This window comes from Humidesulfovibrio sp. (genome assembly GCF_031082295.1).
Taxonomy (GTDB): domain Bacteria; phylum Desulfobacterota; class Desulfovibrionia; order Desulfovibrionales; family Desulfovibrionaceae; genus Humidesulfovibrio.
The window spans coordinates 160,311-186,276 of sequence record NZ_JAVHLD010000003.1; the positions used below are offsets into that span (position 1 = coordinate 160,311).

General features: G+C 66.7%; 21 protein-coding genes. 6 read left to right on the forward strand and 15 right to left on the reverse strand.

The features are described from left to right. Positions 1-9: 9 nt before the first annotated feature. From RDU24_RS03185 to RDU24_RS03205, 5 genes are all read right to left on the reverse strand, one after another. Entirely contained in the window at positions 10-1,677 is a 1,668-nt protein-coding gene (locus RDU24_RS03185) for a secretin N-terminal domain-containing protein (protein WP_308734289.1), read from the reverse strand. 98 nt (positions 1,678-1,775) lie between these two features. Further along, a complete protein-coding gene (locus tag RDU24_RS03190) occupies positions 1,776-2,594 on the reverse strand; it encodes a hypothetical protein (protein ID WP_308734290.1) in 819 nt (272 codons plus the stop codon). 12 nt (positions 2,595-2,606) lie between these two features. After that, positions 2,607-3,101, reverse strand: a complete 495-nt coding sequence (locus RDU24_RS03195) for a hypothetical protein (RefSeq protein ID WP_308734291.1) — start codon at positions 3,099-3,101, stop codon at positions 2,607-2,609. Next, the gene (locus RDU24_RS03200; protein WP_308734292.1) at positions 3,098-3,640 is read right to left on the reverse strand and encodes a hypothetical protein; all 543 of its coding nucleotides are present in this window, start codon (positions 3,638-3,640) and stop codon (positions 3,098-3,100) included. The genes RDU24_RS03195 and RDU24_RS03200 overlap by 4 nt, the downstream gene beginning before the upstream one ends. A 27-nt stretch (positions 3,641-3,667) precedes the next feature. Continuing rightward, positions 3,668-4,570: a glycosyltransferase family 2 protein gene (locus RDU24_RS03205; RefSeq protein WP_308734293.1), complete on the reverse strand. Its 903-nt coding sequence runs from the start codon at positions 4,568-4,570 to the stop codon at positions 3,668-3,670. A gap of 101 nt (positions 4,571-4,671) precedes the next feature. Between RDU24_RS03205 and RDU24_RS03210 the strand changes: the two genes are divergently transcribed. After that, positions 4,672-8,463 (forward strand): PAS domain S-box protein, encoded by a 3,792-nt coding sequence (locus RDU24_RS03210; protein WP_308734294.1) that lies wholly within the window; start codon positions 4,672-4,674, stop codon positions 8,461-8,463. 10 nt (positions 8,464-8,473) lie between these two features. Here the strand turns inward: RDU24_RS03210 and dapF are convergent, their stop codons facing one another. After that, positions 8,474-9,331 (reverse strand): diaminopimelate epimerase, encoded by an 858-nt coding sequence (gene dapF, locus RDU24_RS03215; protein ID WP_308734295.1) that lies wholly within the window; start codon positions 9,329-9,331, stop codon positions 8,474-8,476. A gap of 200 nt (positions 9,332-9,531) precedes the next feature. Between dapF and RDU24_RS03220 the strand changes: the two genes are divergently transcribed. Beyond that, on the forward strand, positions 9,532-9,840 hold the full coding sequence (locus RDU24_RS03220) for a hypothetical protein (RefSeq protein WP_308734296.1): 309 nt from the start codon (positions 9,532-9,534) through the stop codon (positions 9,838-9,840). A 10-nt stretch (positions 9,841-9,850) separates the two neighbouring features. Here the strand turns inward: RDU24_RS03220 and RDU24_RS03225 are convergent, their stop codons facing one another. From RDU24_RS03225 to RDU24_RS03260, 8 genes are all read right to left on the reverse strand, one after another. Further along, complete coding sequence (locus tag RDU24_RS03225) at positions 9,851-10,744, reverse strand: DMT family transporter (protein ID WP_308734297.1); 894 nt, start codon at positions 10,742-10,744, stop codon at positions 9,851-9,853. A gap of 220 nt (positions 10,745-10,964) precedes the next feature. Next, positions 10,965-13,901: a DEAD/DEAH box helicase gene (locus tag RDU24_RS03230; protein WP_308734298.1), complete on the reverse strand. Its 2,937-nt coding sequence runs from the start codon at positions 13,899-13,901 to the stop codon at positions 10,965-10,967. Further along, positions 13,901-15,394, reverse strand: a complete 1,494-nt coding sequence (locus RDU24_RS03235) for a hypothetical protein (protein ID WP_308734299.1) — start codon at positions 15,392-15,394, stop codon at positions 13,901-13,903. Before RDU24_RS03235 ends, RDU24_RS03230 begins: the two co-directional genes overlap by 1 nt. A 99-nt stretch (positions 15,395-15,493) precedes the next feature. Next, positions 15,494-16,390: an MCP four helix bundle domain-containing protein gene (locus RDU24_RS03240; RefSeq protein ID WP_308734300.1), complete on the reverse strand. Its 897-nt coding sequence runs from the start codon at positions 16,388-16,390 to the stop codon at positions 15,494-15,496. A 43-nt stretch (positions 16,391-16,433) separates the two neighbouring features. Then, positions 16,434-17,807, reverse strand: a complete 1,374-nt coding sequence (locus RDU24_RS03245; protein WP_308734301.1) for a sigma-54-dependent transcriptional regulator — start codon at positions 17,805-17,807, stop codon at positions 16,434-16,436. A gap of 34 nt (positions 17,808-17,841) precedes the next feature. Continuing rightward, the gene (locus RDU24_RS03250) at positions 17,842-19,377 is read right to left on the reverse strand and encodes a sensor histidine kinase (RefSeq protein ID WP_308734302.1); all 1,536 of its coding nucleotides are present in this window, start codon (positions 19,375-19,377) and stop codon (positions 17,842-17,844) included. Between the two features lie 3 nt (positions 19,378-19,380). Beyond that, on the reverse strand, positions 19,381-20,745 hold the full coding sequence (locus RDU24_RS03255; protein WP_308734303.1) for a glucose-6-phosphate isomerase: 1,365 nt from the start codon (positions 20,743-20,745) through the stop codon (positions 19,381-19,383). Between the two features lie 37 nt (positions 20,746-20,782). Next, positions 20,783-21,958 (reverse strand): pyridoxal phosphate-dependent aminotransferase, encoded by a 1,176-nt coding sequence (locus RDU24_RS03260; RefSeq protein WP_308734304.1) that lies wholly within the window; start codon positions 21,956-21,958, stop codon positions 20,783-20,785. Between the two features lie 287 nt (positions 21,959-22,245). Between RDU24_RS03260 and RDU24_RS03265 the strand changes: the two genes are divergently transcribed. From RDU24_RS03265 to RDU24_RS03280, 4 genes are all read left to right on the forward strand, one after another. After that, positions 22,246-22,554, forward strand: coding sequence for a DUF883 family protein (locus tag RDU24_RS03265; protein WP_308734305.1), 309 nt, complete (start codon positions 22,246-22,248; stop codon positions 22,552-22,554). A gap of 1 nt (position 22,555) precedes the next feature. Continuing rightward, positions 22,556-22,930 carry a phage holin family protein gene (locus RDU24_RS03270; RefSeq protein WP_308734306.1) on the forward strand — a complete coding sequence of 125 codons (375 nt, stop codon included), beginning with the start codon at positions 22,556-22,558 and terminating at the stop codon, positions 22,928-22,930. Next, the gene (locus RDU24_RS03275; protein ID WP_308734307.1) at positions 22,921-23,139 is read left to right on the forward strand and encodes a hypothetical protein; all 219 of its coding nucleotides are present in this window, start codon (positions 22,921-22,923) and stop codon (positions 23,137-23,139) included. Before RDU24_RS03270 ends, RDU24_RS03275 begins: the two co-directional genes overlap by 10 nt. A 166-nt stretch (positions 23,140-23,305) precedes the next feature. Beyond that, the gene (locus RDU24_RS03280) at positions 23,306-24,583 is read left to right on the forward strand and encodes a diguanylate cyclase (protein WP_308734308.1); all 1,278 of its coding nucleotides are present in this window, start codon (positions 23,306-23,308) and stop codon (positions 24,581-24,583) included. Here RDU24_RS03280 and RDU24_RS03285 read toward each other — a convergent pair. Then, entirely contained in the window at positions 24,558-25,841 is a 1,284-nt protein-coding gene (locus RDU24_RS03285) for an NAD(P)/FAD-dependent oxidoreductase (RefSeq protein WP_308734309.1), read from the reverse strand. The two genes, RDU24_RS03280 and RDU24_RS03285, sit on opposite strands and share 26 nt — an antisense overlap. Positions 25,842-25,966: the final 125 nt, after the last annotated feature.

Sequence of the window (25,966 nt, forward strand, 5' to 3'; positions counted from 1 at the left end):
CCGCCCGCCTTATGGTTTTGATTCGCTCAAGCTCCGGCTCGCGCCGGGTGCGCTCTGCGCGTTACGGACCACTGTCGTCACAAGAACGATGCCAAGCCGCCTTGGCCCAGCCTGGCTCTTCCCCGCCGCCTGCCCGGCGCCAAGCTCCTGGGACTGGAGGAGCAGCAGCGCTCCCTCGGGCAGATGGACCTCCGCCACCTGCTGCCGCCCCGGCAAAGACGCTTCCTCCAGGCTCACGCGCAGGCGCACCTGCGTCCCGTCGGCGTCCTGCAGCGGAGTAAAGGACAGCCGTTGGAGTTCCGCCTCCGGCCCCTGGGCAGCGCCCGGCGCTGCCGCAGGCTCGGGCCGGGTGATGCCGAGGCGCATTTCGCCTCCGTCGGGCACCGCCGCCCTGGGCCGGGCCAGCACCCGCACCTCGGGGTCCTGCGCCAGCAGCGCGGCCAGCGCGTCCAACAAGGCCGAGCCGGAAGCGGCGTTGCCCACCGCGTTCCCGCGCAGGCTCAGGCCCGCGCCCACCGCCCCCAGGGCAAAGCCACGCCCGCCGGCGGGCGCGTCCACGGGCGGATTGGCCAGCGCCGCAACGCCGCCGCCAGGAGCGGGGAGCACCGCCAGCAGCGCATCCCGCTCGGAAAACCTCGCCGGAAGCTCCAGCACCAGCGCCTCCACCAACACACGCGGCTTCGGCTGGTCCAGGTCCGCCACCAGGCGCTCCACCCGCGCCATGAACTCCGGTTCGGCCAGCACCACCACCGCGCCAGCCTGGCCGTCCACGCTCACGCGCAGACCGCCCAGGCGCTTGTCCGCGGCAGCCAGTTCCCCGATGGCGGCGGCCACCTTGTCGGCCTTGGCGTAGCGCAGGCGGAAGGCCTTGAGGCCCGGGGCCTCGCGTCCGCCAGCGTCCACCCTGGCCAGCAGGTGCCGGGCCTGGTCGAGCTGCGCGACGCTCCCGGCCAGGAGCAGGGAGTTGCTCCACTCCAGCGCCTGGACGACAGGCGCCGGGCCAGGCAAGCCCCGAAAATGCATGTCCAGCTTGCGCGCGGCCAGGCGCGCCTCGACACGCCCCAGCGGCATCAGCTCAAGCTCGGACCCCGCGGGCGCGTCGTCAAGGGCGGTCAGCACCGCGCGCGCGCGCGCCACCCGCTCGGCCTGGTCGCGCAGGACCAGCCACTGGCCCGTCCCGGCGACGACCTGCCCGGTGTCGGAGCGCACGCGCTCCAGCACGCCGGCCCCCTGGCGCGGCGACACTCCCGGCCCGAGCCGCTGCGCCAAGATCTGCGTCGGCCCCTGGGGCGGCGCCGGGTGCCCCTGCTCGGGCAGCAGATACAACAGCTCGCCCCGCGCAATGGCCGTTAGCCCCGCCACCCCCAGCACCAGACCCTGCATCTCAGCCAACTCGGCCGCGTCCACCCCCTGCCGGGAGACGAGCGTCACCGTGGCGTCGGGCAGCTGGTCCTGGCGGAACACCGGGTTCTTGCCAGAAAACTGGCCCATGAACAAAAGAAAATCCTTGAACGCCGCCCCCTCCAGCCCGACCCGGAGCCCCCCGCCGCCGACAGCGGCCCCGGCAGCGGCCTCGGCCTTGGCCTCTGGCGCGAGCGAAAGCCCCAGCCCGAAAAAAAGGCTGAAAAAAAGGGCGGCAATAAGTCCACAGGTGCGAGGCGCTTGCGCGCGAGCCATGCGATTGCCCCCTGCGGCCACCGGGCAGTCCCGCGCGGCCAAGGCTTCAGGTGCGTGTCAAACGCTCAATAGTATCCGGTTTTGCGCCGAAGGGCAATTCACTCGGGCAGTGCGGCCTGGCCCAGAATATCGCCAAGGCTGCCCGTGCTGGTGAAGGGCAGGGCCTCGCGGCCTCGGATGAGTTCGCCGCTGACGGCGTAGGGGGAGCCCAGCAGGTTCTGCCGATGCAGGGCGACGGTGCCCTCGACGCGCACCTGCACGGGCTCGCGCAGGGTGAAGGAGCGGATGCGCAGGCTGTCCGGCTGGTACTCCAGGGCCAGGGCCACGTCGCCCAGCCACAGGCTGCCGGGCAGCGTCAGCGACACCCCGCGCAGGTCGAGGAAGCCTTTTTCCAGAACGCGCTGCTCGTGCTTGAACACTCCGTCGCTGCGCACGTCCACGCTGCCCTGGATGTCGCGGCGGCCCAGGCAGGACAAGTTGACCTGGCCCTGGCAGTCGAAGGCCCCGGAGCCGAAATAGACCAGCCGGGCCTCGCGCCCGCCGCTGTCCACCCGCAGGGTCAGCCGCGGGGTGACGCTCAGGCGCACGTCCACCCACTGCATCCGGGGCGAAACGTTCCAGCCGGCCGCCTCGACGGACAAGCCGTTGACCCGGAAGCCGAGCATCGCCGCGCGGTCCACGTTCTGCCAGGTCATGCGCAGCTCCGGGTGGGTCGCGGCGTAGCGCTTCAGCGCCAGGTGCCAGATGGTGTCCCAGGGGAGGTAGAGCACCAGCCCGGCCAGAAACCCCGCGCACAGCGCCACGAAACCGGCCCCGCGCAGGATGCGCCGCGCGAGCGAGCCGCCCTCTTCCGGGCATTCCTGCCCCGCATGGACAGACGCTTCGGCGTTGGCCGGCGGTGTTTCTTGAGTGCTCATATGCGCCATGCCCTAGTGCGCCAGGACCAGTTCCAGGTCCACGCGCTTGTCCGTGCTCGACCGAAGAAAGATGTGCCCAGACTCTGTGGAGAGCCCGGCCTGCAGGCGCAGGTCGCGCAGAACATCCACCAGCTCGCGCAGGTTCAAGCCCCGCGCGGTCATGCTCAGCCGTTCCGGCCCCTGGATGCCCGGCAGAGGCAGGATGCGCAGCCGCTCCGGCCCGATGCCCGCGGACTGGGCCACCTGCTCGGCGGCCTGCAGCGGGGCGGCGTTGCCCAGGGCCATGTGGCGCTTGCGCAGGTCCATGATCTCCGCGGCCAGGGGGGCCACGGCGACGTAGGTCTGGCCCGCGTCCTCATACGCCTTCTCGGCCACGCGGGTAAAGGCCGAAAGCACCGCCCAGGCCGCGATGAGGCCGACGCCCCAGGCCAGCACCAATATCCGCCACAGGCGCCGCTGGGCCGAGGCCGTGAGGTGCGTCAGGCGCGCCATCCGCTGCCAGGTCATTGGTCCACCTTCGGCGGCGCCGCGCGGTCGCGGGCCTTCACGGAGAATTCAAAACGCACCGGGATCTGGGCTGCCTCGCTGGAACTCAGGGAGAAGTTGAACAGGCCCTCGGTGGCCAGGGCCGACTGGTAGCGCTCAAGGTCCTGAACGCTTGAGGCCGTGCCGCCGACCACTCCGGTCTGCCCGGCCATGGACACGGAGAGGATGCGCACCCCCTCCGGCGCGCGCCGCGAGAGCGCCGCCAAAAGCTCCACCAGGTCCAGGCGCTGCGAGGCCTCGGCCCTGAGCTTGCCCAGCTCGAACTGCAGCCGCCCGTAGGGCGACTTGCCAGGATCGGCGCCCAGGGCGCGCACGTAGACCTCGTGCACGGCGCGCTCCATGCGCTCGGCCCGGGAGTACTCCTGCCACCAACGCACGGCTTGTCCGGCGCAGAAGAGCGTCCCGGCCAGGGTGACGGCCATGAGGATGCGCCCGTAGCGGCGGTGCTCGGTCTCCGGCAGGCATTGATGCCCGTTGCTGGTTGCGCCCTGGGTCTTCATTTCATCTCGTCAAAAGGTTGGCGCGCATCAGGAGCGCGCGGACACACAGGGTAGAGGATTCCCGCTGGCCGGTCCAGGGGCGGCTGAGCTCCCGGGCTGGCCGGGCAGGCCGGTCTGCTCGCGCAGGATGGGGATGAGCCCGCGCCCGAAAGGCTCGGCCCAGCGCTCGCCGCGCAAGAGCCCCCGAGCCCAGGCCCGGGTCCAGGGGGAGAAAAAGGCCGGGTTGTCCAGCACAATCCGCGCCTTGGACGCGCCGTCGTGCTTGAGCGCGGACTGGAAATAGCCCTGCCGGTGCAGGTTGTAAATCAACCGCGGGCCCTTGACCCGCGTGAAGCGCGCCCCGGCCAGGGCCGCCTGAACCCAGAAGTCCCAATCCTCGTAGCCGGTTGCGCTGCGGTAACGGGCGCCCCGTTCGTACACGGTGCGGCGCATGAGCGAGGCCGTGTGCAGAAAGTTCTGGTTGGACAGCAGCAGAGGGCTGAAATCAGGCGGCTCCACCTCGCGGCGCTCGACGCCGTTGTCCTCGATATAGCCGGTGTAGGCGACCTCCGCCTGTGCCGTGCCCAGGGCGTCCAGGCAGCCCGACAGGAAGCCCGGCAGGAGCTGGTCGTCCGGGTCCAGGCAGAGCAGGTGCTCGCCACCGGCCAGCTCCAGGCCCGCGTTGCGCACCGGACCGGGCCGCCCAACCCGAGAGAGGGCGATGGCCTGCCAGGAACCGAAGGGCATGCAGCCCAGAAGCGTGCGCGCCACGTCGAGAGATCCGTCGCTGCTTTCGTCGTCCACAAAAATGACTTCCAGCGCCGCCGGGTCGACCTGCTGGGCCAGCAGGGAGTCCAGGCAACGCGGCAGGAAACGGGCGTAGTCATGGCAGGGAATGATGACGCTCACCAGCGGACGCGGCGCGCGCGCCGTGCGCAGAACGGCGCTCATGACCGTGCTCCAGGCGCCGCGGGGCATTGTGCCGCCGCGCCAAGAATGATATGCGTCGCCCCAGGGGCGCGAGCACGCGCTCCGCCCAGAGGTGCGCTCACTTGCGATCGTCCTTCTATCACAACCTCACCTTCCGCCTGGTCCTTTTGGTCCTGCTGTGTCTTGCGCCCGCCATCGTCGCCGCGGTTTTTCAAAACAGCGACTACCGCGAACATCTGCACGCCGAGGCCGTGCAAAAAGTGCAAACCCGCGCCGACCAGTTGGCCGGACAGGGCCGACTCATCCTCGCCGGGGGGCGCCAAATGCTCGACGGGTTGTCCCGCCTTCCGGCAATGCAGCGCCCCGCCGATGCGTCCATGTCTTCGCTCCTGCAGTCGATCGTCAGCCCTTCCCCGGACTATCCGGTGTGCAACCTGTACACCACCACGGGACTCATGGTCGCCAGCTCCGTGCCGGGAGCCAAGCCCTTCAGCGCCGCGGACAGGCTCTGGTTCCAGAGCGTGCTGACCACCCTCGGCTGCACCCAGGCCGAGTACGTCCTGGGCCGCGCCTCCGGGCTTCCGGTCATGGTGCTCGGCTGCCCGGTGCTGGACCAGGCCGGGAAGCTGGTCGCCGTCATGAGCATCAGCACCAGCTTCGACTGGTTCCACAGGCTGGCAGCGACCCTTGCGCTGCCGCCGGATTCCGCCGTGTGCATCGTGGACGCAGCCGGGGAAATCCGTGCCCACTACCCAGCGCACAACTCTGACCTTGCAAAATATATTCCCGATTCGCGAGGAGTTTTGAACCGGGTGCGCCAGGGCGAAACAATCCTCAAGGAGGTGGACCAGGACGGAGTGGAGCGCATCTACGCCTACAGCCCCCTTTCCTCCCAGCCTGGACGCGAGCTGTTCGTCCGCGTGGGCATCCCGGTGGCGAACACTTTCGCCCCGGCCGACGCCAACGCCCGGCGCAACGTCCTGGCGCTGCTGGCCGCTGCGAGCTTGAGCCTGCTGGCCGCGGCGCTCATCACCAGGTCCATCCTCAAGCCTGTGGGCGGCATCCTCAAGACCGTCCGGGAGCTTGAGGCTGGCGACCTGTCGGCCCGCGTCCACAGCCAGGCCAGCGGCGAACTGGACCAGGTGGCCGACGCCGTGAACGCCATGGCCGACGCCGTGCAGGCCTCCGACGCCAAGCTGCGCGCTTCGGAGCAGCGCCTGCGCCAGTTCCTGGAGGATTCGGCCGAGGGGTACTTCTCAAGTTCCGTTGAGGGACGTTTCGTGGAGGCCAACGCCGCCCACTTTAAGATGTTCGGCTACGACTCGCTGGAGCAGATGCAGGCCGAGGTCAGCGACATCGGGCGCCAGCTCTATGTCGACCCGGGGCGACGGGATGAGTTGCTGCGCCTGTTGCGCGCCGAAGGCCGCGTCACACGCTTCGAGCATGAAGCCTTCCGCCGGGACGGTTCCACCGTCTGGACCGAACTCACCGCGCGCGCGCTCTACGACGAAGCGGGCAACATCATCGGCATGCAGGGCTTCTCCACGGACATCACCAAGCGCCGCGAGATGGAGCTGATGCTGCAACGCTCCAACGAACGCTTCCTGCGCGTGCTGCAAAACCAGGCCGACGCCATCTTCGTGGCCGACGCCGAAACCGACGTGGTGCTTTTCGCCAACAAGGCGGCCCACAGCTTTGCAGACCACGACATCGTCGGGCGGTGCTGCTGGGAGGTCGTGCGCGGCGGCGAGGCCCAGTGCAAGAAATGCCCGCGCAAGCGGCTTCTGGACGAGCACGGCGAACCCCTGGGCGTGCACACGCGGGAGGAGCACGACGAAGCGACCGACACCTGGACGCTGGTGCGCGTGCAGGCCATCCGCTGGGTCGACGGACGCCTGGTGCGCCTGGAAACCCTCACCGACATCACCGCCATCAAGCGCGCCCAGGAAGAGCTGCGCATCACCAGCGAGCATCTGCGCGGCATCCTCGAGACCACCCCGGCGCTCATCACCATACGCGACCGCGAGGGCCGCTTCCTGGTCGCCAGCAGGCGCCTTGAGGAAATCTGGGGCCGCCCGGCCAGCGAGGCCCTCGGCAAGACCCTCGAGGAAGTCTATCCGCCGGAGCTCTCGGCCACCGCCCGCAAGGAGGACAAGGACATCCTGGCCGCCGGGCTGCCGCTGACCAAGATCGCGGACATTCCCATGAACGGCGGGCGCGTCGTCACCCTGCTCATCACCAAGTTCCCCCTGCGCGACCAGAACGGCGAGCCCGACAAGATCTGCACCATCGCCACGGACATCACCGAGCGCGTGCGGCTTGAGCGCGAGCTGCGCGCCGCCAAGGAGGCCGCCGAGAAGGCCAATCGCGCCAAGAGCGACTTCCTGGCAAAGATGAGCCACGAGATACGCACGCCGCTGAACGCCGTGCTGGGCTTCTCCGAGCTGGCCGAAATGGCCGACTCGCCTCTGGATCGCAACCGCGCCCTCAACTCCCTGCGCGAGTCCGGGCGCACCCTGCTGGCCCTGGTCAACGACATCCTCGACCTCTCCCGCGTGGAGAGCGGCAGCCTGAGCCTGGAGCGCGTCCCCTTCGACCTGCGCCAGCTCGTGGAAAGCTCCGTGGAGCACCTGGCCGTAGAGGCCGGGCGCAAGGGCCTCACCCTCACGGCCACCATCGGAAGCGACGTGCCCGACTATGTCAGCGGCGACCCGCAGCGCCTGCGCCAAATCCTCGTCAACCTGACGGCCAACGCCGTCAAGTTCACCCAGGAGGGCGAGGTCGACATCCGCGTGGAGAAGGTCGGGCCGAACTCTCCGCCCCGGGCCAAGAGCCCTTCCGGCGCGCTCATGGGCGGGGTGCAGCTGCTGCTGCGCGTCAGGGACACCGGCATCGGCATCCCCCCCGAGGTGCAGCACCTGGTGTTCGAAAACTTCACCCAGGCCGACAGCTCCACCTCGCGCAAGTATGGCGGCACCGGGCTCGGCCTGGCCATCTGCAGGCAGCTGGTCCGCTTCATGGGCGGCGACATCTGGCTGGTGAGCGAACCCGGCGAGGGCAGCACCTTCTTCGTCACCCTGCCCTTTGCCCCGGGCAGCGCTCCGGCGGAGCCACAGGCGCCGGCCAAGGGCCCGCAGACGCCGCAGGCCCGGCCCCTGCACGTGCTCCTCGTGGAGGACACCCCAGCCAACACGATCATCGCCACCGCCTTCCTGAAGCGGCTTGGACACACCAGCCGCCACGTCGCCAACGGCCAGCTGGCCCTTCAGGCGCTCGGCGAGGAAGCGTTCGACCTGGTGCTCATGGACGTGGAGATGCCCGTGATGGACGGCCTGGAGGCCACGCGCAGATTGCGCAGCGGCGAGGCCGGGGAGAAGAATCGCGCCACGCCCGTGCTGGCCATGACCGCCCACGCCCTGGCCACGTTCCGCGACCAGTGCGCCGAGGCGGGCATGAACGGCTTTGTGCCCAAGCCCGTGAGCTTTCGCGATCTGGCCGCCATCCTGGCGGGGCAGAGCGGCAGCGGCGAGGCGCAGCCAGCGGAAAAGCCCGCAGCGGCGAGGCTGGAGCTGCTGGACCTGCCCGCCGCCCTGCACCTGCTGAACGGCCACCGCGAGCTCTTTGACGAGGTGCTGGACATTTTCCAGGCCGAGCTGCCCGCCAAGCGGCAGGAGCTCGCCCTGGCGCTGGAGCATGGCGACCTGACCGCCCTGCGCCTGACCGCCCACTCCCTCAAGAGTTCCTGCGCCAGCGTGGGGGCCGGCCCGGCCAGCCGCGCCGCCGAGAATCTGGAGGATGCCGTCAAGGACGGCCTGACCGCGCTGCTGCCGGGCCTGCGGGAGACTCTGGACAGCCTGCTGGAGGCCACCCGCGAGGCCCTCGGGGAGGCCCGCAAGAACCTCGGCGAAAAATAGGCCGTGCGCCCTACGCGCCGGGCAGGGGCAGCCCCAGGGCCGGGATGTTCAGCTCGCCGGTGAAGGTCAGCTCCGCGGCGCCCTGCAGGAACACGCTGCCATCCTCCAGACTCGTCACCAACACCTCGCCGCCGCTGGTGGTGTTCTCCACGCGCGCGCCGGTCTTGCCCAGGGCGTTGGCCACCACCAGCACCGCCGACACGCCCGTGCCGCAGGCCAGGGTCTCGCCCTCCACGCCGCGCTCGTAGGTGCGCACCAGGGCGCGGCCGGAGTCGAGCACCTGGGCGAAGTTGACGTTGGCGCCTGCCGGGGCGAAGTGCTCGTGGTAGCGCACCGCGCGGCCCTGGGCCGCGACGTCCGCCTCGCGCACGTCGCCGACGAAGATCACCGCGTGGGGCACGCCCGTGTTCACGAAGTGCACCTCGGTCTCGCGGTCCAGCACGCTCAGGCGCGCGCCAAGGGCCAGGCCCTCGGGCCGGGTCAGCTGCACCTTCACCTGACCGGACTCTGGCAGCACCTGGATGGCGACGACGCCCGCGTCCGTGGCCAGGCGCTGGCGCTCCCCGGCCAGACCCAGGGCAAAGGCCAGGCGACCGGCGCAGCGGCTGGCGTTGCCGCACATTTCCGCGCGGGAGCCGTCGGCGTTGAAGAAATGCCAGCGGTAGTCCGCGTCCGAGCCCGCTGCGGGGCGATCAAGAAAGAACAGCCCGTCCGCGCCCACGCCGAAGGCCCGCGGACAGATCCGCTGCGCCCACTCGGCCATGAGGGATTCCGGCAGCCGCAGCACGCGGTTGTCCAGGGCCACGAAATCGTTGCCGCAACCCTGTAGCTTGTAAAAAGGCGCGCGCGCGCCGAACATGATGCTCATCGGGGGATCCTCCAGCTTGTGTGGTGCCCGGAATAGAAAGCATTCGCCCCCCCTTCGTCAAGACCCCAGACGATCCTGCGGCCAAGAGCCCGACGATTCTCTCCGGCGCATGGACATGACGACAAATCTGTCGTATCTTTTATGCATCAGAAACCCGTGTTCGACTTCGCCACAACACCGCAACCGCCGGAGGGTGGGCCATGGTCAAGCAGCAGTTCATGAGCGAGATGGAAATCAGGCTGAAGGACTTCGACGAGAAGATGGAAAAGCTCGCGTCGCGGCCCAGGCCCAAGAGCGAAAAGGCCAGGATGGAGCTCGAAAAGACGTACTATTTCCTGAAGGCCAAGCGTGACGAGCTGCGCGACCAGATCATGTCCGCAGAGGCCACGCCGGACGACGGCTGGCACAAGTTCAAGGCCGCCACCGAGAAGGTCTACGAGGACATGGTGCGCTACATGGACGAGACCTGCGCCAAGATCGACGGGCCGGAGAACGCCGGCTTGTACTAGGGCGCGCCGCCTACGGCCTGAGCTGCGAGACGAGCATGCCGCCGAGCATCAGGCCGCAGCCGACAAGCGCGCGCAGCGCAAGCACCTCGTCCAGGACGAAATACCCGGCCACCGCCGCGAACACGGCCTCCAGGCTCAGGATGATGGCCGCGTGGGCCGGGTTGGCGTCGCGCTGGGCCACCACCTGCAGCGTGTAGGCCACGCCCACGCTCATGAGTCCGCCGTAAAGGATCGGCACCGCCGCCGCGCCGATCCCGGCCAGGGCCATGGGCTCTGTGGCCGCGGCCACGCCCAGGCTCAAGAGCGAGCACACCGCGAACTGCGCCGAGGCCAGCTTCACCGCGTCGGTGGCGTCCATGCCCGGCGAGAGCCGCCCGATGAGCAGCACATGCCCGGCCCAGAACACCGCGCCGATGAGCTCCAACACGTCGCCGTAGGCGATGGTGAAGTCCTCGTTCACCGAGAGCAGGTACAGCCCCACCGCCGCCGCCAGCGCGCCGATCCACGTGCCCGCCCCGGACCGCTGCCGCAAGAACAGCCCGAACAGCGGCACCATGACCACGTACAGGCCCGTGATGAACCCGGCCTTGCCCGCCGTGGTGTACACGATGCCCACCTGCTGCAGCGCGGCGCCCGCGAACAGCACGCTGCCCGCCAAGAGGCCGAAGCGGATCAGCCGCGCCGAATCCAGCCCCTGGCCGCCAGCGCCTCCTTCCCGCCTGCGCGTGGCCTGCATGCGCCAGATGAGCGGCTGGAGCGCCAGCGCGCCCAGGGCGAACCGGATGCCGTTGAAGGTGAACGGGCCGATGTGCTCCATGCCCAGGCGCTGGGCCACAAAGGCCGCGCCCCAGATGATGGCGGTGAGCATGAGCAGGGCGTCAGCCTTGAACATTCGTGCTTGCATTGCGTTTCCTTGTGCGGAGCGTCCGGGTGAGGCTCCGCCTCCCCCGAACCCACTCCACCAAAGGGGCAAGCCCCTTTGGAATCCTGAAATGGGTTACCCTGGAAACCCGGCCCTGCGGCGTTGCCAGGGAGCAAAGCCATCCAGGCAACGCCGCAGAACGGGGATTCCAAAGGGCCTCAGGCCCTTTGGCCTGCGGAGCATATTCTCTCTACTCTTTCCGTTACCAACCGACCGGCAGGCGCGCCTTCTGCCCGGCCTTATTGGAGAACAGCACGTGCTTGTTCTCGCGGCCGTAGAGGTACAGGTCGCGCGTCACGGCCACGTCCTGGCGGCAGTACTTGGCGATCTCGTCCAGGCGGCCCTCGGCCCACCACTTCAGGGCCTGCAGGCCGTCCGCGCTCTTGCCCACGTTCAGGGTGGCCTGGGCCAGGTTGTCCAGCTTGAGCCGGTAGCCCAGGCGCTGGTGCACGTGGGCCAGCATGTCCAGCGTGGGCAGGCTCGCGTAGGCGAAGGGGTGTATCCCGGCGAGCACCGCGTAGTCAAACCGAAGGATGTTGAACCCCACCACGAGGTCGAAGGACCTCAGGCGCTCGGCCAGCTGCGCGATTTCGTGCTCCTGGTAGTCCACGAACTCATCCGAGCCGGAATCGTAGAGCACGGCGATGGACACGCCCATGAGGTCGGGCCGGGTCCAGCCGCCCACCTCGGCCGCGCTGCGGCGCGTCTCCACGTCCACCACGGCGAAGCGCTTGGGAATGATGACGGCGGGCGCGCCTTTAAGCTCGATGCCCGGCAGGGCTCCTTCCTTGGGCATGGTGGCCTCCTGGGCTGATGGTCCGGAAATTTCGGGCGCGATGTCGGGCGCGATGTCTGGCCCGGGCGCGCCGTTGGACAGCTCGCGCAGCAGGAACGCGGCGGCGGCCTTGTCGATGGGCCGGTTGCCGGAGCCGCACTTGGGCGAGTGCACGCAGGACGGGCAGCCCAGCTCGCAGGGGCAGGTGCGCACCACGTCGAGCGTGCGCGCCAGCAGCTCCTCGGCCCGGCCGAAGGCCTCCCGCGTCAGGCCCGCGCCGCCGGGCATGCCGTCGTAGATGAACACCGCCGCGCCGCCGGTCTGCGGGTGCAGGGGCGTACTGATGCCGCCCAGGTCGTTGCGGTCGGTCATGACCAGCAGCGGCAGGATGCCGATGGCCGCGTGCTCGAAGGCGTGGATGCCGCCCATGAAGTGCAGGTACTCGTCCTCCGCCTTCCGGCGGGCCGCGTCGGGCACGTCGAACCAGATGCCTTCCGTCTCGAACACGGAGGGCGGCAGGTCCAGCGGCACCATGCCGAGCAGGGTCCCGCCCTTGGTGGAGCGCTTTTCATATCCGGTTATTTGCTCGGTCACCTTGAGACGGCCGAAGGCCGCGCGGGTGCCGAAGACCTCGCGCCTGTCGAAAATTTCCAGGATCTCCGTGTCCTTGCTGGAGCGCACGCGGGTGGAATAGCCCACGCGGGCGGCGCGCACCTTGGCCGTGGTTCCGGGGATGTCCAGGCTCTCCACCAGCCAGGTGCGGCCCCGGTGCAGATACACAGCGCCGGGGTGCGTCTCGCGGCAGGCGCGCAGGGAGTCCACGGCCCCGATGATGGCCCCGGTCTCGGCGTCCTCGATGCTGATCTGCGAGCCCGCGCCGCGCAGGTCCACGTCGCGCTGGGGGCGCTTGCGCGGGGAGATGATGTCGCGGCCGTCCGCGCTGTAGTACAGCTTGCCGCCCTGGATGAGCCCGTCCAGGGCCGCGCGGACACCGGGCGCCTCAAGGTACGGCTCGCCCGGCCCGGTCACGTCAAGCGGCAGCTCCGCCGCGGCGCAGACGAGGTGGCGCGGCAGGATCACCGGGTTAGCCGGGTTCAGCACGGCGCGCTCCGCCGGACGGGCGAAGAAGTCCTCCGGGTGGCGCATGAAGTACTGGTCCAGGGCGTCCTCCTGGGCCACGAGCACCACCGCCGACTCCTGCTGCGCACGGCCCACGCGCCCGCCCCGCTGCAGGGTCGCCATGACGCTGCCGGGGTAGCCCACCAGGATGCAGACGTCGAGGCCGCCGATGTCGATGCCGAGCTCCAGCGCGCTGGTGCTGATGACCGCCAAGAGGTCGCCCGAGGCCATGCGGCCCTCGATCTCGCGGCGCTCCTCCGGCAAAAATCCCGCGCGGTAGGCGCTGATGCGGTCGCGGTACTGCCCGCTCTTCTCGCTGGCCCAGAGCGCGATAAGCTCGGTCATGCGGCGGCTCTGGGCGTAGACGATGGTCTTGAGCCCCCGCGAGAGCGCCGCCTGCAAGAGCTGGATGGCGGCGGTGGCGGGCGAGTCCTCGGGGTTCAGGAAAACCATGTGCCGCGCCCCGGCCGGCGCGCCGGACTGCGTGACCGCCACGGGCGTGAGGCCCGTCAGGAGCTGGCAGAGCTCCGCCGGGTTGCCCACCGTGGCCGAGCAGAACACGAACACCGGGTCGCTGCCGTAGTAGCGGCAAACTCGCTGCATGCGCCGCAGCACCTGGCTCATGTGCGCGCCCAGCACGCCGCGGTAGGTGTGCACCTCGTCCAGCACGATGTGCGTGAGGGTGGCGAAGACCTGGGCCCAGGTGCCGTGGTGCGGCAGCATGGACAGGTGCAGCATCTCCGGGTTGGTCAAGAGCAGGTTGGGCGGGCGCTTGCGGATCTTGGCCCGGGCCGAGGGCTTGGTGTCGCCGTCGTAGATGGCCGCGGTGGGGGCCTTCGGCCCTTTCAGGGGGTCCGGCAGCCCTTCCAGCAGCTCGCAAAAGCCGCGCAGCTGGTCCTGGGCCAGGGCCTTCAGCGGGTAGATCGCCAGCGCACGGGAATCAGGATTGGCGAGCACGGCCTCGATGATGGGCAGCTGGAAGGCGAAGGTCTTGCCGCTGGCCGTGGGCGTGGCCACCACCACGTGCTTTCCTGCGCGCACGAGGTCCGCCGCCAGCGCCTGGTGGGAGTACAGCGCGTCGATGCCCTTTGCCGCCAGCACCTCGCGGATGGCCTTGGGCCAGGGCCGCCTCGGCTCGGCGAACTCGGCCTCGCGGCCCGGCAGCAGGCGGTGGTGGCACACCTGCCTGCCCAGGCGCTCGCTTGCCAGCAGCGCGGCTATGTATTCGGCGACGGGTGAGGGCACTAGTTTCTCGGGAGCTTGGCGCTTAATCTCTTGAAAATATCGTGGAAATGACTGGTAATGAATGGGATATTATTTCGTTTTTCATTGCTCTCAACATGCATAAGAAGGCTGTGTTTAGCAGTAGATGGTGTTGCATTGTCTTCCAACGCTTTATTCAATAAAGCGCTTATCCAAGCGTTCCCTTTGCAATATTCACACAGCTGCTCAAACTCTTGTACCCCAATAATAAATATCCTGTTTGGCGGAATTACTTCAGCGACATGGAGGTGTGGATATTTATGTTCAAAATAATCTCTTAACAATATATCCCAATTTCTCTGTGGCTCACCAAAAAACATATCCTCGTACGTGACAACAATAACGTACGGTTCAATACTCTCGCACCGCTTATTGATCTCAACGGCAAGCTCATATGCCTGCAATATTGCCTTGCATATACTGTCCTTGATGTCGCTCAGAAGTATTTTATGCTCAGGATTAGCAACTGCAATAGGGCTAAGCCGCGTTGATTTACATTCTAAAAACACTGTCTTTTCATCAGATTGAAACATGAAATCTGTTGATTTTCCAATAAATGCATCTTCAAGATCATGCTTACACCAACTATCAATGTGAGCACATTCAATTAGTCTACTGCAATAATTCTCAAAGGCATCAGCAAAGGCTTTTATAACTGCTTCGTCGCCTGATTTTTTAACCATCTCAAATATGTATGTTGATATCGTTCGCTCAAGAAGTCGGAGTGAAATTAATACATGCCCTCCATCATAAGCCTTAATTATCGGCCTAAATATGAACGGAGTCCTCTCCCCAAACTGAAAAAAGTAATTTTTTACTGGAGAAGGACGGCTTTGCACAAAAGCCTGTACATCGTCAATGTCAACAGAAGCATGCTTGAGGAATTTATTTATTATTGATTCTCCGTACCCAAATACCGCGAGCTGCTTCTCTAGGTTACACGAGAAGTGGTTATTAATTTTAAATACTGTCCATGTTGCGATAAGCAACTCAGTAAATATCTTTGCTGGTATCCCAATTATATTTTCAAACCAGCTGTTAATTATATCCTTCTGTTCACATGAGCAAAATATGTAGTCTACACGAGCGAATGCGCTTCTTATAATTTCGCGTTGGTGCCAAAATTGCTGGTGGCACAGCAAAAGAAAGAAGCCATGAAAATTTTCCTTTAATATAACTACACTATACTTACCTTCCAGGTCATACGCAAAATTGTACAACATTACAAAATCTTTCTCCTCCGCCTTCTTAACATCTACGTTTCCCCCACAGTAAAGGCACGCCAAGGACAAAAGTGTTAGCATTGTCCAGGGCATTGGCTTCCCTTTTGCGTACTCATCAAAAGGGATGCCTTCATCTTTTCTGAGAGTATGGATTAGGTTTAGAACAAAGTCGTCGCGACGTAGTGACTTAAGCCCATTGCGCAGTTTTTTGTATGTTTCGTCGAAAATCCTTCGTTGGTCTAAGTCCTCCATAGCGCCCCTCCTGATGCCCCCTACTTCGCCGAGATGTTGTACTTCTTCAGCTTGTACTGGAGCAGACTCTTGGAGACTTTGAGCATCTCCACCCGCCCCCTACTTCGTGCCCTTGGCCATGTCCTCGTGGACCTTGGCCTCCATGGCGCGCAGGGCCTCGTCGCACATGGCCAGGGCCTTGGTCTTGCGGTCCAGCGTCAGCACCAGGGAGCGCACGTTGGTGTTCTCGCGCGAGAGGCGCACCACCTCGCCCGTAATCTTCTGAAAGTCGTTGTACGCCGCCAGCGCCTGCTCCGGCGCGCCCTTCTCGCCCAGGCGGTTGATCAGAAACGACAGCGACGCCCGCACCAGCCGGTCCGCCGCGGCCATGCGCGCCTCGATCTCGGTCATGCGCGCCTCGGTCTTCTCCATGATGTGCGGGGCTTGCAGGGCCTGCACGCGCAGGGCCTCGGCCAGGGCGCGCGCCGCCACGCGGCCCGTCTTGGGGTTGCCCCGCTGCCCTTCCAGGTACGGCGACAGCGCCTGCTCCATGCGGTCCAGCGCGGCGAAGGACTGGTCAAAGGACAGGGCCTGGGCCTTGAGGTTGGTGTTCTGCACCGCCAGGGCCAGCACTTCCTCGTTGACCTTGCGGAACTCGGTGAAGGCCTGCTCGAAGGCCTTGAGCTGCTCGGCATCGGGCGAGGGCTCGACGGCCAAGGCCTTGCACTCGGCCAGGGCCGCCGCCACCTGCTCCACGGCAAGGCGCGAGCGCTTGGCGTATTCCGTGGAGGCCTCGTCCGTCTCGGCCAGCACGGCGGCCTTTTCGGCCTCGGCAACGGCGTAGAGGTTCACGCGCATGCTGCCCACCAGCCGGGCCTTCTGGACGTTGCGCCCGAATATCTCCTTGAACTTCGCGCCGCGAATGCCTGGCCAGGCCAGCGCCACCACGATGGCCACCGCGGCCAGCCCGACCGCTCCCCAAATGACAATGTTCTTCTTGCCCTCTCCCGAGCCCATGAGCCCTCCTCCCTTCCCGTCGCCAGACAGGAGCGATTGCTCTCTACTTCGCAGAGATGTTGTACTTTTTGAGCTTGTACTGGAGCAGGCTCTTCGACACGTTCAAAAGCTCCGCCGCCTTGACCTGCACGAAGTCGGCCCGCACCAGCGCCCGGCGGATCACCGCGCCCTCGATCTTCTCCAGGGTGTCGGAGAGGTCGAGCTTGGTGGGCAGCAGGTCCACGGCGCTCTTGAACTGCGACTCCTCGTCCTTGATCTCCGGCGGAAGGTCCTCGGCGTCCACGGTGTCGCCCGTGCACATGACCACGCAGCGCTCGATGACGTTCTCCAGCTGGCGCACGTTGCCCGGCCACTCATAGGCCGAGAGGTAGTCCATGGCCGACGGGGTGAAGCCCTTCAGCTCGCGGTTGTTCTCACGCGCGTAGCGGTCCAGGAAGTGGGCGGCCAGAAACGGGATGTCCTCGCGGCGCTCGCGCAGGGGGGGCAGCTCGATGCTGACCACGTTCAGGCGGTAGAACAGGTCCTCGCGGAAGCGCCCGTCGGCCACGGCCTTGGTCAGGTCGCGGTTGGTGGCGGCCACGATGCGGATGTCGACCTCCACGGCCTCGGTGCCGCCCACGCGCTCGAACTGGCGCTCCTGCAGCACGCGCAAAAGCTTCACCTGCATGTCGTGGGACAGCTCGCCGATCTCGTCCAGGAACAGGGTGCCCTTGTCGGCCAGCTCGAAGCGCCCGCGCCTGCGCGAGACCGCGCCGGTGAAGCTGCCCTTCTCGTGGCCGAAGAGCTCGCTCTCCAGCACGCCGGTATTGAGCGCCATGCAGTTGACCGAGATGAACGGCCCGTCCTTGCGCGGGGACTCGTTGTGGATGGCCTTGGCGATGAGCTCCTTGCCGGTGCCGGACTCGCCCGTGACGAGCACGGTGCTGCGGCTGGGCGCGGCGCGGTGGACCATGTCCAGCACGTGGCGCATGCTCTTGTCGCGCGCCACGATGTTCTCCGGGCCGAAGCGCTCCTGGATCTGGCGGCGCAGGTGCCTGTTCTCCTGCTGGGCGCGGGCGAACTGCATGGCCTTGGAGATGGAGAGCAGAAGCTCCTCGTTGCTGAACGGCTTGGTGATGTAGTCGAAGGCGCCGGTGCGCATGGCCTCCACCGCGGCCTCGATGCTGCCGAAGGCGGTCATGATGAGCACCGGGATGTAGGAGTAGTGCTTCTTGACGTGGTCGAGCACGTCCTTGCCCGTGAGCTTGGGCATCTTCATGTCCGTGACCACCACGTCCACCTCGGACTCTTCGAGGAAGGCCAGGCCCATCTCCGGGTCGGACAGGGTGGTGACCTTGTAGCCCGCGTCGGACAGGATGGCCTCAAGCACGAGCAGGTAGTTCAGCTCGTCATCTAAAATGAGAATGTTTCCAGACATATGCATGCTCCATGAGGCTTTTGCAGTCGCCGGGCTACTGGCCCGGAGCGACGGGGGAGGCGGGGGGAGCTTCCGCCGGGACGGCCTTGCCCGCGTTGGCCAGGCGCAGCCAGAGGGAGACGATGGCGCCGCCCTCGGGATGGTTCTTCAGGCCCACATGGCCGCCGTGACTCTCCACAATGCTGGTGACGATGGCCAGGCCCAGGCCCGTGCCGGTGTCCTTGGTGCTGTAGAAGGGGTCCTTCATCTTGTCCATGTTGTCCAGGTCGAAGCCCGGGCCGGAGTCGCGCACGCTGAGCTCCAGCCAGGGGGCGCCCTCTTCCGGCAGCCCTTCCTCGCCGGTCAGCTCGGCCTCGGGCACGGCGCGCGCCAGCACCTCGATGGCCCCGCCCTCGGTCATGGCCTGCATGGCGTTGCCGAGCACGTTGTACACCGCCCGGTACAAGAGATCCTTGTCGCCCAGGACGCTGGTTCCGGGGGGGCAATGCCGCGCCAGGGCGATGCCCTTGGCCTCGCACTCGTTCTCAAGGAACACCGCCGCCTGCTCCAGAATGCGGCACAGGTCCACCACGTCCATGCGCGGCTGGCGCGGGCGCGCGTAGTCGAGGAAGTCGTTGACCGTGCGCGAGAGGCGCCTGCTCTCGTCGTAGATGGCCTCGATGATGCGCGTGTGCGGGTGGTTGTCGGCCTTGGCCTTCTTGAACACCAGCTCGGCGCTGCTTTGGATGATGCCCAGCGGGTTTCTGATCTCGTGCGCCACGCCGGCCACCATGCGGCCCATGCCGGCGAGCTTCTCCTGCTGGTGCAGCTGGTGCAGCAGCTTCTCCTTCTCGGCCTGGCGCTCGGCGCTGATGCGGTCCACCCGGCGCAGGATGGTGACGATGAGCATGAACAGGACCAGGCTGGTCAGAAGCGAGGTCGAGTAGACCAGGCGCTCGAAGTTGACCACGGCCATGTAGTCGTCGGTGATGTCCTGGCTGAACTCCAGGATGCCCATGATGGGGTTCTTGACGCCGGGGCCGAAGCTGCGCTCCATGCGCAGGGGCGCGAACCCGCGCAGCACCACGCTGCCGGGTTTGAGCTGCAGCCGGAACAGGGCCGTGGCCCCGGAGATCTGGCTGAACAGCTCGAAGCTCGGCTCCTCCATGGTCAGCGCGCGCTTGACGCCCTCTCCGGCCAGGCCGGTGCGGTTCAGCAGGTTCGGGTCAGTGCAGTAGGTGATGCGCAGGTTCGGGTCGTAGATGCGCACCTCGCGCACGCGGAAGCTGTGGATGGTGCTGCGCACCACCTGGTCCAGCCGGGTGAACTGCTCCGGGTTGCGCAGGGAGATCTGCCCGTAGCCGATGATGGTGGGCAGGGTGAAGCGCGTGAAGATCTGGTGCGAGAGGTTCTCGGACAGGAGCAGCCCGAACTCCTTCTGCTTCTCCAGCAGCACGCGCTCGGCGTACTTGGACAGAAACACCGCCAGGCCCAGGTTGCTCACCAGGATCAGGATCAGGAAGGTCCAGGTGAGGACCTTCACGAACTGCAAGGGCTTCTTGGCCGCCAGCAGGCTCTTGTAGATTCCCAACGGCTAAAACCCCCGCTCGTCGCGCCCGCCGGTGGTGAACGCCGCCAGCGCGGCCTTCTCCTCGGCCAGGCCGGAGGCCCCCAGCCGCGCCTTGGCCAGGCGCTTGCCCAGTTCCACGGCGGGCTGGTCAACGGGGTTGATGCCCATGAGCCAGCCGGTGAGCAGCGTGGCGGCGCCCAGGAGCGCCATCATCTTGCCCGCGGCATGGGCGTCGTCCCTTCCCAGGCGCAGGCACACCAGCGGCACCTGGCTCTGGGTCAGCGCCATGCGCGTGCCCAAAGCCTCGGCGGGCAAGAGTTCGCCGAAGCGCTTGCCCTGCAGGTAGTCAAAGATCGCCGGCATGTCCTTGGGGAAAGGCAGCCCTTCCGGCCCCTCCGCCCTCTCGACGAACAGGCAGGCCTTGTTGCGCGGGCCGTCCAGGAACATCTGGTTCACGCTGTGCTGGTCCGTGGCGCCCACGGCGGGAATGGGCTGGGAGCCCATGCCGTCCTTGCCCAGGCTCTCGGCCCAGAGCTGCGCGAACCAGTCGGCGAAGCTCGACCAGGCCGGGATGTAGAAGAAGGTGATGAGCTCCAGGCAGCCCGCGTCCATGAGGGCCTTGCCCCACACCGCGAACTCGAAGGACGGGTGCGCGGCCAGCTTGGCCGCGTCGAGCTTCGGGTCGGCCAGGGGCGCGGCCACGGTCTGGAAGCCCTTGACCAGCCCGCGCCAGTCCATGCCGAGGAACGCGGCGGGCACCATGCCCACGGCGGAGATGGCCGAGTAGCGGCCACCCAGGTTGTCGGGCACGGGCAGCGTGCGGATGCCGAAGGCGGTGGCCTCCTCGCGCAGGTAGCCCTTGTTCTCGTCGGTGTTGAGCAGCAGGTGGTTCTTCCAGTTTCCCGGCAGGGCCGCCTTGAGCCAGTCCTTCACCAGGAAGTACTGGCCGATGGTCTCGATGGTGTCGCCGGACTTGCTGACCACGTAGACCAGGGTCTTGTCCGCGGGCAGGCGCTCCAGGTGGGCCTCAAGCACGGCCGCGTCCACGTTGTCCATGATCCACAGCGACTTGCCCTTGTGGCCGGGCAGGTCCTGGCCGGGCGCGAAGGCCTTTTGCAGCGCACGCGCGCCCAGGGCCGAGCCGCCGATGCCCAGCAGCAGCATGTGCTCGAAGCGCTTCAGGAAGCCGCCCTCCAGCTCGGCCAGCTCCTTTTCCAGGGCGGCCATGAAGGGCGTGGCGAGAAAGGGCAGCTTGCCCGCGGCGATCTCCCCCGCGAGCTTCCCGGCCATCTCGCCCGCGCGGGCGCGCAGGTCCGCGGAGGCCGGGAGACGCTCCCACGAGGCGTTGGTCCAGTCCAGAATGTCCTGATGCGTCGAACCTGCGGTCATGGAAGCCCCCTTTCAGGGTTGCGGTGAGAAAACCAGATCACTTTCCTAGCAGGACCTTGCCCACCTTGGCCAGGGCGCGAGTGAGCACCTCGTCGGCCACGGCGTAGGAGAAGCGCACGCAGCGGTCGTCGCCGAAGGCGCTGCCCGGCACCAGCGCCACGCCCGCCTCCTCCAGGAACTTGGTGCACAGCGCGGCGGAGTCCGGCGTCTCCTCGGTGTAGTACTTGTCGATCACCGGAAAGAGATAGAACGCGCCGTCGGGCTTGGGGCAGGTGACGCCCGGCCAGGAGCGGATGATCTCAAGCGCGAGGTCTCGGCGGCGCAGGAAGGAGACCTTCATCTCGTCCACCAGGTCCCAGGGGCCGGTGAGCGCGGCGATGGCCGCCTTCTGCGTGATGCTGTTGATGTTCGACGTGCTCTGGCCCTGGATCTTGGAGCAGGCCTTGATGAGGTCGGCGTGTCCGAGCACCCAGCCCATGCGCCAGCCGGTCATGCAGAAGCTCTTGGACAGCGCGCCCACGATGGCGACGTTCTCCGGGTGCTGCTGCCAGAGGCCGGAGAGCGTGCTGGGCTTGGCCGGGTCGTACACCAGGCGGTCGTAGACCTCGTCGGAAATGATGAAGATGCCCTTGGACTTGGCCCAGCGGGCGATCTCGTCCAGGGCGGCCTGCTCGTAGTGGCAGCCCGTGGGGTTCGAGGGCGTGTTCAGGATGAGCGCCGTGGTGCGCGGCGTGCAGGAGGCCTCCAGGTCGCGCACGCTGACCAGGAACCCGCTCTCCGGGGTGGTCGGCACGATGACCGGAACGCCGTCGGCCAGTTCCACCATGGGCGGGTAGCTGACCCAGTACGGCGCGGGGATGAGCACCTCGTCGCCGGGATTGATGAGGGCCATGAGCAGGTTGTAGAGCACCTGCTTGCCGCCGGTGCTGGCCATGGTGTGCTCCGCCTTGGCCGAGACTCCGTAGAACTGGCCGTAATACCCGGCGATGGCCGTGCGCAGGTCGGGAATGCCCGGCACCGGGGTGTAGCGGGTGAAGCCGTCGTCGATGGCCTTCTTGGCGGCCTCGCACACGTGGGCCGGGGTGCCGAAATCCGGCTCGCCCACGGCGAGGCTGACGATCTCGCGGCCCTGGGCCTTGAGCTCCTGGGCCTTGGCGTTAACGGCCAGCGTGGCCGAGGGCTTGAGCTTCTTGAGTCTGTCGGAGATGCGCATGGGGTTGCCGTCCGTTGTCTCTGGGTCGTTGTCCCTGGCCGTTGTCGCCGGCCGTATGGCGTACAAGAAGAAGGCGGGCCGCCCCGCCTGGCTTCCTTGTAGAGCAAATCCGCGCGCAGGTAAACGGGGGGAAGTTGCGTGCAAGGAACGGGGCACGATGAAGTGCGCGATAATATCAGGCAAAGACGTGGACAAAACCAAACAGGGTGGATATATTGCATTCAAGTGTAAAAGCAGCGCCCATGCCTGGGCAAGTCTTTCCACATTATCGGACCAGGAGGCAGACCATGAGTGACTCTTTGAGCAACACGGAACGGATGAGCGCCGAGCTGCATGAGATCATGCACCACGCCCAAGCCCTGCTGGAGGCCACCGGCGGCGAGATCGACGAGCAGGTGAAAAAGGCCCGCCAGGCGCTGTCGGAATCCATGGCCAATGCCAAGGACCGTTACGGCGAGTATGGCTACAAGCTGCTGGACAGCGTCAAGCACACCGCCAGCGAAACCGACAAGATCGTCAAGGACAAGCCCTACCACGTCATCGGCGGCACGTTCATCGTGGGCCTGCTGCTTGGCTGGGTCCTGTCGAGGAAGTAGCATGCCCCGCGTCGCAACCGCGCTCAAAGAACTCGCCGCCTCGGCCTCCCGCCTGGGCGGACTGGCCACGGAAACCCTGGGGGACCGCCTGGAGCTTCTGGCGCTTGAACTGCGCGAGGACAGGGTGCGCATCCTCCAGTTGCTGCTCCTGGCCTTGGCGGGGGCGACGCTGGTGCTCTGCGGGCTGGTGCTGCTGGCGGCGGCGGGCATCCTCGCCCTGCCCCCGGAGTGGCGCGTGGCGGGGCTGGTGGTGGCTGCCGCAGCAGCCCTGGCCATGGGCCTGGGGGCGCTCTGCGCCCTCAAGCGCCGCCTGAAAGGCCCGGGACTGTTCGCCCAAAGCGTGGCCGAACTGAAAAAGGACAAGGCATGTTTCTAGACAGCGAATTGAGCCAGATCCAGGCGGACAAAGCCCGCCTCGTGGCCCGCTGCGACCTCAGGCGCCAGTTGGTCCTGCTGGAGGCGCACACGGCCTGGGCCAGCTTCCGGCGCAAGCTCACCATGGCCAGCCTGGGCCTTGGCCTGGGCATCCAGGCGTCGGAGCTGATTCTCAGCTACTTGAACCGGCGCAGGGCCAAAGGCTCCTGATCTTCTGACGGCCGCCCTTGCGGTGGCCAAGGCACCCCCCCCTACAAGTCGCGGCCGCAACCCGGCGGCGAGTTCGAACTGGTTCTCAGAATCTAGCCAGTAACTATTCGCATTTTTGTGGACAACGACTCCGTCCTCTGTCAAAAATGCGCGCTCGGGGTACCTCATGGCAAACGACCAGCACATCTTCAAACGCTTCTTCCTCATCGCGAGCCTGATCATCGGCCTCTGCATCTCCGGCGTCTTTCTGGGGCTTTCCATACGCAGCAGCGACCTGCTCAAGGACCAAGTTCTCGCCCGCGCCCGCGCGCACTTTGGCGGCATCGTGCTCACCCGCAAGTGGAACGCCCTGCACGGCGGGGTTTTCGTGGTCAAGCGCCCTGGCATGCAGTCCAACCCGTACCTGGAGAACCCGGACCTCAAGGCCGCGGACGGCCAGGTGCTGACCAAGAAGAACCCGGCGCTCATGACCCGGGAGATATCCGAGCTGATTGGCGACAAGGACACCTTCACCTTCCACATCACCAGCATGCGGCCGCTGAACCCGCGCAACATCGCGGACCCCTTCGAGATACAGGCGCTGCAGAGCTTCGAGGCCGGGACCAAGGAGTCCTTCGTCATGGAGGACAAGCCAGAGGGAGCCCGTTTCCGCTACATGGCCCCGCTCATGGTGGAACAGTCGTGCCTCACCTGCCACGCCAAGCAGGGCTACAGCGTGGGCCAGGTGCGCGGCGGCATCAGCGTCAACTTCGACATCGACGAGCTGAACCGCACCTTGCGCTACAACAACATCATCATTTTCGCCCAGGGCAGCTTCACCCTTGCGCTGCTGCTGCTGACCCTGTGGTACTTCTTCCGCCAGATGCAGCTGCGCCTGGACGAATCGCGCGAGCTTCTGCAACGCATGGCCACAACGGACATGCTGACCAACGTGGCCAACCGCGCCGCGATCATGGGCCGCTTCACCGAGGGCTTCGCCCGGCAACGCCGGAACCTTTCCCAGCTGGGCTGCCTGATGATCGACGTGGACCACTTCAAGGCCGTCAACGACCGCTTCGGCCACCAGAAAGGCGACGTGGTGCTGCGCGAGCTGGCGGCCATCATCTCCGGCACCATGCGTCAGTACGACACCTTCGGCCGTTACGGCGGCGAGGAGTTCCTCATGGTGCTCGACGGCGTGGACGCGGCGCGCCTGGCCGAAATCGCCGAGCGCACCCGCACACTGATCGAGACCAGGCTGAACAGCCAAGCCGGACTGGACGAGCCCGTGACCATCAGCCTGGGCGGCACCCTGGTGTCGCCTGAGGACCAGAACATCGACGACGTCATCCGCCGGGCCGACGAGGCCCTCTACCTGGCCAAGAACCAGGGCCGCAACCGCGTGGTGCTGTTGGGCCTGGAGGGCACGCCGCCAGCGGCTAAGCCAGCGGGTTCCGGCGGCTGATGAGCCGCACGCAGCGCTCGGACCAGAAATAGTCCACGGCCCAGTTGGCCAGGACGAAGAGCCGGTTGCGGAAGCCGATGAGATAGGCCAGGTGCACCGCCAGCCACAGCAGCCAGGCGGGCAGCCCCTTGAACGAGAACCCGCCCAGGCGCACCACCGCGGCCTTCTTGCCGATGGTGGCCATCATGCCCTTGTCAACGTACCGGAACGGCTGCGGCGCGCGCCCGTCCAGCAGCCGCAGGATGCCCCGCGCCGCGTGGCGGCCCTCCTGGATGGCCGGTGGCGCGAACATGGGCAGCGGTCGCCCGGCATGCTCCGCCCGGCAGATGTCGCCCGCCAGGAAGACCTCCGGATGCTCCTGGCTCTGCAAGGTGGGCCGCGCCAGCACCTGCCCGTTCGGCGCAACGGCAAGGCCCAGCCGCCCCGCCACGGGCTCGCCCTTGACCCCCGCCGTCCAGACCACCGTCTCCGCCTGGACGAAGCCCCCGTCCTTGAGCCGCGCCCCCTCCAGCGTCACGCCCGCCACCTGCGCGCCCAGGCGCACGTCCACCCCAAGGGCCTCAAGCTTCCGCTTCGCGTAACCGCGCAGGGAGTCGGGAAAACCCGGCAGCAGGCCGTCACCGGCCTCAAGCAGCGTCACGCAGGGCGTGGCCAGCCCCAGCCGGGGGAAATCGCGCCGCAGCGCACCGCCCATGAGCTCGGCCATGGCCCCGGCCAGCTCCACGCCCGTTGGCCCGCCGCCAACCACAACGAAACACAACGCCCGCTGGCGGGCGTCCTCGTCCTTCATCCAGGCCGCCGCCTCAAAACTGCGCAGGATGTGGTTGCGCAAACGCACAGCCTCCTCCAGATTCTTGAGCGAATAGGCGTGCTCATCCACGCCGGGCGTCCCGAAGGTATTGGTCACGCTGCCAGGGGCCAGCAGCAGATAGTCATACGGCAGCTCAAGCTTCGCGCCGTACTGGCCCTCGGCCTGCACCACCCGCCGCGCAAAGTCCACACCGCTCACCTCGGCCATGCAGAAGTCCAGGTTCGCCGCCTTGGAACCCATGTTGCGGATGATACCCCGCACCGGCGCCGCAATGTGCTCCGACTCCACCGCAGAGGTGGCCACCTGGTACAACAGCGGCAAAAACGCGTGCGCATTGTTGCGGTCCACAATCAACACGTCGCACTCGGCTCCGGCCAGCTCGCGCGCGGCAAAAACCCCGGCAAAACCGGCCCCGACGATGACGACCCGAGGCTTCTCGTGCGACATGCTCCCCCCCTGTGGCGACATGATGCGATGCGACAGGAGTACATCCCGCGACACGCGCTGGCAATGGGCGAGCTGCTTGGCCTGGGATGCCGCCGGCGGCCAGAGCCGGGAGATGCCTCCGGCGG

Excerpts from the sequence above, each read along its gene's own strand:
- RDU24_RS03200 (WP_308734292.1), bottom strand. The coding sequence starts at position 3,640 with ATGAAGACCCAGGGCGCAACCAGCAACGGGCATCAATGCCTGCCGGAG.
- RDU24_RS03270 (WP_308734306.1), top strand. The coding sequence starts at position 22,556 with ATGCCCCGCGTCGCAACCGCGCTCAAAGAACTCGCCGCCTCGGCCTCC.
- RDU24_RS03240 (WP_308734300.1), bottom strand. The coding sequence starts at position 16,390 with ATGGGCTCGGGAGAGGGCAAGAAGAACATTGTCATTTGGGGAGCGGTC.
- RDU24_RS03185 (WP_308734289.1), bottom strand. The coding sequence starts at position 1,677 with ATGGCTCGCGCGCAAGCGCCTCGCACCTGTGGACTTATTGCCGCCCTT.
- RDU24_RS03195 (WP_308734291.1), bottom strand. The coding sequence starts at position 3,101 with ATGACCTGGCAGCGGATGGCGCGCCTGACGCACCTCACGGCCTCGGCC.
- RDU24_RS03220 (WP_308734296.1), top strand. The coding sequence starts at position 9,532 with ATGGTCAAGCAGCAGTTCATGAGCGAGATGGAAATCAGGCTGAAGGAC.
- dapF (WP_308734295.1), bottom strand. The coding sequence starts at position 9,331 with ATGAGCATCATGTTCGGCGCGCGCGCGCCTTTTTACAAGCTACAGGGT.
- RDU24_RS03265 (WP_308734305.1), top strand. The coding sequence starts at position 22,246 with ATGAGTGACTCTTTGAGCAACACGGAACGGATGAGCGCCGAGCTGCAT.
- RDU24_RS03225 (WP_308734297.1), bottom strand. The coding sequence starts at position 10,744 with ATGCAAGCACGAATGTTCAAGGCTGACGCCCTGCTCATGCTCACCGCC.
- RDU24_RS03235 (WP_308734299.1), bottom strand. The coding sequence starts at position 15,394 with ATGGAGGACTTAGACCAACGAAGGATTTTCGACGAAACATACAAAAAA.
- RDU24_RS03190 (WP_308734290.1), bottom strand. The coding sequence starts at position 2,594 with ATGAGCACTCAAGAAACACCGCCGGCCAACGCCGAAGCGTCTGTCCAT.
- RDU24_RS03245 (WP_308734301.1), bottom strand. The coding sequence starts at position 17,807 with ATGTCTGGAAACATTCTCATTTTAGATGACGAGCTGAACTACCTGCTC.
- RDU24_RS03285 (WP_308734309.1), bottom strand. The coding sequence starts at position 25,841 with ATGTCGCACGAGAAGCCTCGGGTCGTCATCGTCGGGGCCGGTTTTGCC.
- RDU24_RS03260 (WP_308734304.1), bottom strand. The coding sequence starts at position 21,958 with ATGCGCATCTCCGACAGACTCAAGAAGCTCAAGCCCTCGGCCACGCTG.
- RDU24_RS03275 (WP_308734307.1), top strand. The coding sequence starts at position 22,921 with ATGTTTCTAGACAGCGAATTGAGCCAGATCCAGGCGGACAAAGCCCGC.
- RDU24_RS03255 (WP_308734303.1), bottom strand. The coding sequence starts at position 20,745 with ATGACCGCAGGTTCGACGCATCAGGACATTCTGGACTGGACCAACGCC.
- RDU24_RS03205 (WP_308734293.1), bottom strand. The coding sequence starts at position 4,570 with ATGAGCGCCGTTCTGCGCACGGCGCGCGCGCCGCGTCCGCTGGTGAGC.
- RDU24_RS03280 (WP_308734308.1), top strand. The coding sequence starts at position 23,306 with ATGGCAAACGACCAGCACATCTTCAAACGCTTCTTCCTCATCGCGAGC.